Source organism: Enterobacter sp. UPMP2060, assembly GCF_053709655.1.
Genome location: NZ_JBSKJQ010000012.1, coordinates 122,918 through 128,936 on the forward strand (window position 1 = coordinate 122,918; position 6,019 = coordinate 128,936).

Genomic DNA, 6,019 nt, shown 5'->3' on the forward strand with positions numbered 1-6,019 from the left:
GGCTAGGCTTCTTAAGGCACGTCACTTGTGACGTGCCTTTTTTCTTTTTAGGCGTTACCTAAATACAACAATTCAATATCAACTTGTTAATAAGCAAGGCAGGTCCTTATGTTTGGAGCAGAACTCGTCATCGTCTTGTTGGCGATTTATTTGGGAGCAAGACTCGGGGGTATCGGCATTGGTTTTGCCGGCGGTCTCGGGGTGCTCGTTCTTACCCTTATCTTTCAGATTAAACCCGGCTCAATCCCGTTCGACGTTATCGAAATCATCATGGCAGTTATTGCCGCTATCGCCGCCATGCAGGTGGCAGGCGGTATGGACTACCTGGTAAGCCTGGCGGAGCGTATGCTGCGCCGCCATCCAAAATACATTACCTTCCTTGCCCCGCTGGTGACCTGGTTTATGACCATTCTCGCCGGTACGGGCCACACCGCCTTCTCTACGCTGCCGGTGATTACCGAAGTGGCGAAAGAGCAGGGTATCCGTCCATCTCGTCCGCTCTCAATTGCCGTCGTCGCGTCACAGATTGCGATTACCGCCTCGCCGATTTCCGCTGCGGTGGTCTTCTTCGCCGGTATTCTGGAGCCGATGGGCGTGAGCTACCTGACGCTGCTGGCGATCTGTATCCCGGTGACGCTGATCGCGGTGATGATCACTGCCGTGCTGTGTAACTTCCTCGGCGCCGAACTGAAAGACGATCCGGTTTACCAGGAACGCCTCGCCAAGGGTGAAGTGAGGCTGCGCGGCAGCCAGGTCTTCGAGCTGAAGCCGCACGCAAAGCGCTCCGTGCTGCTGTTCCTGATAGGTATTGTCGCAGTGATGTTCTACGCGACCGCCATTAGCGACACCGTGGGCCTGATCCAGAACCCTGTCCTGCCGCGTAACGAAGCGATTGTAGTGTTTATGCTGACCATCGCGACGCTGATTAGCATCACCTGTAAAATCGACACCAGCGAAGTGCTGAACGCCAGCACCTTTAAATCCGGTATGAGCGCCTGCGTATGCGTACTGGGCGTGGCGTGGCTCGGTGATACCTTCGTGAAAGCGCACATCAGCGACATTCAGACCGTCGCTGGCGATCTGCTCCACAACTACCCGTGGCTGCTGGCGGTGGTGCTGTTCTTTGCCGCTACCCTGCTTTACTCCCAGGCGGCGACCACCAAAGCGCTGATGCCTGCGGCACTGATGCTGGGCGTGACGCCACTGACGGCAATTGCCTCTTTCGCGGCGGTTTCTGCCCTGTTCGTTCTGCCAACCTACCCAACCCTGCTGGCGGCGGTGGAGATGGACGACACCGGCTCAACCCGTATCGGTAAGTATGTGTTTAACCACGCGTTCCTGATCCCGGGCGTGGTCGCCATTTCACTTTGCGTGATCCTCGGCTTTATCATTGGCGGCGTGGTGCTGTAAACGGTGAGTGGTTGTAAAAATAGTTAAAAACGGGCCGCACTGCGGCCCGTTTCATTAATGACCAACCGCCTTGCGTGATATAGTGAAGCCTTTCGTGATGAGGAGGTCGACTTGTGAACACGCCTGATGCTGTTGTCGTACTGTGTACCGCCCCTGATGAAGCCTCTGCCCAGGATCTCGCCGCCAAAGTGCTGGCCGAAAAACTGGCTGCCTGCGTGACGCTCCTCCCCGGTGCCACCTCCCTTTATTACTGGGAAGGCAAGCTGGAGCAAGAGTACGAAGTCCAGATGTTGCTCAAAACCAATCTGGCGAATCAGCAGGCTCTCCTGGACTGCCTCAAATCTCATCATCCTTACCAAACCCCGGAGCTGCTGGTATTGCCAGTGGTTCATGGCGATAACGACTATCTCTCATGGCTCAACGCTTCCTTACGCTGATCCTGCTGCTGTGCAGCACGTCAGCTTTTGCCGGGTTGTTTGACGCGCCCGGCCGTTCGAACTTTATTCCTGCCGACCAGGCGTTTGTTTTCGATTTTCAGCAGAACCAGCACGATCTGACGCTCACCTGGCAGGTGAAAGAGGGCTATTACCTCTATCGCAAGCAGGTGAGTATTACCCCTGCCCAGGCAAACGTGGCCGCATTACAATTGCCCGCTGGCGAGTGGCACGAGGACGAGTTCTACGGTAAGAGTGAAATCTACCGCCAGCGCTTAAGCGTGCCCGTGACGGTGAATCAGGCGGATAAAGGCGCGACGCTGACGGTGACCTATCAGGGATGCGCGGACGCGGGATTCTGCTATCCACCGGAAACGAAAGTCGTGCCGCTTAGCGAAGTGAAAGCGACTGCTGCTGTAACGCCGGTCCCTGCGGTTGAGAAAACCAACGACCGCGCTGACCTTCCGTTCTCAGCGCTGTGGGCGTTACTGATTGGTATCGGCATTGCCTTTACGCCGTGCGTGTTGCCGATGTATCCGCTCATCTCTGGCATCGTGCTGGGCGGCAAACAGCGTCTTTCTACTGCCCGCGCGCTGCTGCTGGCTTTTATATACGTGCAGGGAATGGCGCTAACCTACACAGCCCTTGGCCTTGTGGTTGCCGCTGCCGGGTTACAGTTCCAGGCGGCACTCCAGCACCCTTATGTTCTCATTGGCCTGTCAGCGGTGTTTATCCTGTTGGCGCTGTCAATGTTTGGCCTGTTCACGCTACAGCTGCCCTCTTCGCTGCAAACGCGCTTAACGCTGATGAGCAACCGTCAGCAGGGCGGCTCGGCAGGCGGCGTGTTCGCGATGGGTGCCATTGCCGGGCTGATTTGCTCTCCCTGCACTACCGCACCGCTGAGCGCTATCCTGCTGTACATCGCCCAGAGCGGTAACATGTGGCTCGGCGGGGGGACGCTGTACCTCTACGCGCTGGGCATGGGCCTGCCGCTGATTCTGGTCACGGTTTTCGGCAATCGACTTCTGCCGAAGAGCGGCCCGTGGATGGAGACGGTGAAAACCGCATTTGGTTTTGTCATCCTCGCGCTGCCGGTGTTCCTTCTTGAGCGTATCATCGGCGACGCCTGGGGTCTGCGCCTGTGGGCGATACTCGGCGTAGCATTCTTTGCCTGGGCGTTTATCGTCAGCCTGGGGGCGAAGAAGCCATGGATGCGCCTGGTGCAAATCCTGCTGCTGGCTGCCGCGCTGGTGAGCGTACGCCCTCTGCAGGACTGGGCGTTCGGCACACCGGTGAGTCAGACCCAGGCGCATCTGAACTTTACCCAGATAAAAAACGTGGATGAACTTAACAGCGCTCTGGCAGAGGCGAATGGCAAACCGGTGATGCTCGATCTCTATGCCGACTGGTGTGTCGCCTGCAAAGAGTTTGAAAAATATACTTTTAGCGATCCACAGGTGCAAAGCGCCCTGAAAGAGACCGTTTTGCTCCAGGCTAACGTGACCGCCAATAATGCGCAGGATAAGGCTCTGCTGAAGCAGCTTAACGTGCTCGGGCTGCCAACCATTCTGTTCTTCAATCAACAGGGCCATGAGCAGCCAGAACAGCGTGTAACCGGGTTTATGGATGCTGCGGCATTTAGCGCGCATTTGCGCAATCGCCAACCGTAAACAACACTTTAAGCGGGACAAACCGTTGGGAATAGCGGAGGAGATAACCGTGCAACGTGAAGACGTACTGGGACAAGCCCTGCAACTACTTGAGATTCAAGGGATCGCCAGCACCACGCTTGAGATGGTAGCCGACCGTATCGATTATCCCCTGGATGAACTTAAGCGCTTCTGGCCAGATAAAGAGGCGCTACTCTATGATGCCCTGCGCTATCTCAGCCAGCAGGTTGATGTCTGGCGCAGACAACTGATGCTGAATGAAGAACTGACCGCGGAGCAAAAGCTGCTGGCGCGCTATACCGCTCTGACGGAATGCGTCAGCAACAACCGCTACCCGGGTTGTCTGTTCATCGCCGCCTGCACTTATTTTCCTGACCCTGGCCATCCTATTCACCAGTTGGCGGATCAGCAAAAACGGGCGGCGCATGACTTTACCCACGAGCTGCTGACCACGCTGGAAGTCGATGACCCTGCGATGGTGGCTAAACAGATGGAGCTGGTGCTGGAAGGTTGCCTCAGCCGCATGCTGGTGAACCGTAGCCAGGCCGATGTGGATACGGCGCACCGCCTGGCGGAAGATATTCTACGCTTTGCCCAATGCAGAATGGGTGGAGCGCTGACCTAAGCCAGCATGCCCACCCAGGCGGAGACAAGCAGACACAGCGCCATCAGGCGCTGAAACCGCACCATCGCCACGGTGGTGCGAAAAATTCGGTTCACCGCTTTACCCAACCACGCCCAGCACATCAAACAGGCTATCGAGATCAGCAGAAACCATAGCGCCATTAGCGCAATATCCCGCAATGCATGGTCGCCAGTTGGGGCAAACAGGCTGACGACGGCCAGCGCCATCATCCAGGTTTTGGGGTTCACGACCTGCAGCAGCGCCGCCGCCCGAGCAGTGAATCGGATACGGTGCTCAGCGGAGAGACGGGCTGCCGGGGCGCGAAACAGCTGCCAGCTCATCCAGCTTAGCCACAGCACGCCTGTCCAGCTCATTATCTGACGTATCAGAAGATACTGACGTAGCACTTCCCCCGCGCCCGCGCCTGATACCAGCACAATCGCACTGGCCGCGATACATCCGCCCAGAATAGCAGGTACGGTATTTTTTACGCCAAAGTGCTGGCTGTTCGTCAGCACGAGAATATTGGTCGGCCCCGGCGTAATGGAGGCGACAAATGCGAACAACAGAAAGGGTATCAAACTCACAGGTGGCTCCTTTTTATTAGAGCCATGAATGTGCCGTTATTTTTTGGAAACGTCTGGAAGGTTTGTGCACAACCGTCGGTAGTGTGCAGGAGAGATACGGTAAGCACGCTGAAACCAACGTCCCAGATGGCTTTGATCGGCAAATCCCACTGCGGCAGCCACATCAACAGGCTGGTCACCACGCGCCAGCAGCTGTCGGGCCTTTGCCAGGCGCAGCTGAATAAGCCATGCGTGTGGCGCCAGGTTGAACTCGCGCTTAAAACAGCGCGTCAGGGTAAAGCGATCCGTGCCCGTCTCGCGCGCAAGGTCTGACAGCCCTACGTTCTCGCCGATATGAGCAAAGAGATAGTCGCGCGCACGGTGCGCCACGGCAGCGCTTTGTAACTGCGACGGCAGTTTTTTACGCCAGTGGCAGTGGGCGGTGATCCGGGAGAGCAGATTATCCATTGTGCTCTGCTGAACGATTTTCATCTCGTCATTATGCAGGGTGGAAAATGTCTCACCGATAGCACGCACCAGCTGCGGCTCCCGCGTCAACGTTTGGGCAAAGTGGAGTGAATATCTCCCGGGAGTAGATTCGTAAAGCCCTTGTAGCGCACGGGTAAGCCAGCGCTCATCCAGATAGAAGGTCAAATAGGTAAAGCCGCCCTCTACAGGCGCATCACCGTCGTGGATCTCGCCAGGTTCGAGAAGAAATGCGTCGCCCGGCTGGCTACGATGACGCTCACGGCGGCAGTGAAACTGCTGCGTGCCGGAGAGGGTTATCCCTACCAGATAGCTATCGTGCCAGTGCGGATCAAAGGCATGACCTTCGAAATGCGCTTTAATCGTCTCAATACCCGTATCTGCATGCTGACGCAGTTCAAGCCAGTCATTCGCCATACTGTCCTCCTCTTGCTATCAGCATTGCCGTATTACACTGGTTGTGTCTGGAAGATTTGTGCATTTTCACGGCGAAAGCGGACAGATTGCCGCAAACTTAAGCAGTTGAACAGCTTTTCCCGAAATAATGTTGACGATCGAGCGTGATTGCGGTTTAATGCGCTCCGTTGCCCGGATAGCTCAGTCGGTAGAGCAGGGGATTGAAAATCCCCGTGTCCTTGGTTCGATTCCGAGTCCGGGCACCACTATTTAAAGAACCCAGCCTATGGCTGGGTTTTTGCTTTTCTGCGTTTATACATCCCTTCTTTGTATTCTTATTTCTCTTTGTCGTGGGATCGTGCGGTCTGCGTTGCCGGATGGCGGCTTTGCCTTATCCGGCCTACTAAGCGCCATCGGGCTTTTCTGCGCGCA

At 56.2% G+C, this 6,019-nt stretch carries 6 protein-coding genes and 1 tRNA gene; 5 read left to right on the forward strand and 2 right to left on the reverse strand.

Going from position 1 to position 6,019, the window contains the following annotated elements; all coding sequences use genetic code 11:
* Positions 1-108: 108 nt before the first annotated feature.
* The 4 genes from ACWKXN_RS19380 to ACWKXN_RS19395 all read left to right on the forward strand — a co-directional run bounded on the left by ACWKXN_RS19380 (position 109) and on the right by ACWKXN_RS19395 (position 4,139).
* Positions 109-1,410, forward strand: coding sequence for an anaerobic C4-dicarboxylate transporter (locus ACWKXN_RS19380; RefSeq protein ID WP_048980828.1), 1,302 nt, complete (start codon positions 109-111; stop codon positions 1,408-1,410).
* Positions 1,411-1,523: 113 nt separating this feature from the next.
* On the forward strand, positions 1,524-1,847 hold the full coding sequence (gene cutA, locus ACWKXN_RS19385; protein WP_014168278.1) for a divalent cation tolerance protein CutA: 324 nt from the start codon (positions 1,524-1,526) through the stop codon (positions 1,845-1,847).
* Positions 1,823-3,514 carry a protein-disulfide reductase DsbD gene (locus ACWKXN_RS19390; protein ID WP_454544158.1) on the forward strand — a complete coding sequence of 564 codons (1,692 nt, stop codon included), beginning with the start codon at positions 1,823-1,825 and terminating at the stop codon, positions 3,512-3,514. Before cutA ends, ACWKXN_RS19390 begins: the two co-directional genes overlap by 25 nt.
* A 49-nt stretch (positions 3,515-3,563) precedes the next feature.
* Positions 3,564-4,139 (forward strand): transcriptional regulator, encoded by a 576-nt coding sequence (locus ACWKXN_RS19395; RefSeq protein ID WP_032641387.1) that lies wholly within the window; start codon positions 3,564-3,566, stop codon positions 4,137-4,139.
* On the opposite strand, the gene ACWKXN_RS19400 is transcribed toward ACWKXN_RS19395, so the two are convergent.
* Positions 4,136-4,726, reverse strand: a complete 591-nt coding sequence (locus ACWKXN_RS19400; protein WP_454544159.1) for a LysE family translocator — start codon at positions 4,724-4,726, stop codon at positions 4,136-4,138. The two genes, ACWKXN_RS19395 and ACWKXN_RS19400, sit on opposite strands and share 4 nt — an antisense overlap.
* A 36-nt stretch (positions 4,727-4,762) precedes the next feature.
* Positions 4,763-5,608, reverse strand: a complete 846-nt coding sequence (locus tag ACWKXN_RS19405; RefSeq protein WP_039260993.1) for an AraC family transcriptional regulator — start codon at positions 5,606-5,608, stop codon at positions 4,763-4,765.
* A gap of 169 nt (positions 5,609-5,777) precedes the next feature.
* Between ACWKXN_RS19405 and ACWKXN_RS19410 the strand changes: the two genes are divergently transcribed.
* Positions 5,778-5,853: transfer RNA gene (locus ACWKXN_RS19410), tRNA-Phe, on the forward strand.
* Positions 5,854-6,019: the final 166 nt, after the last annotated feature.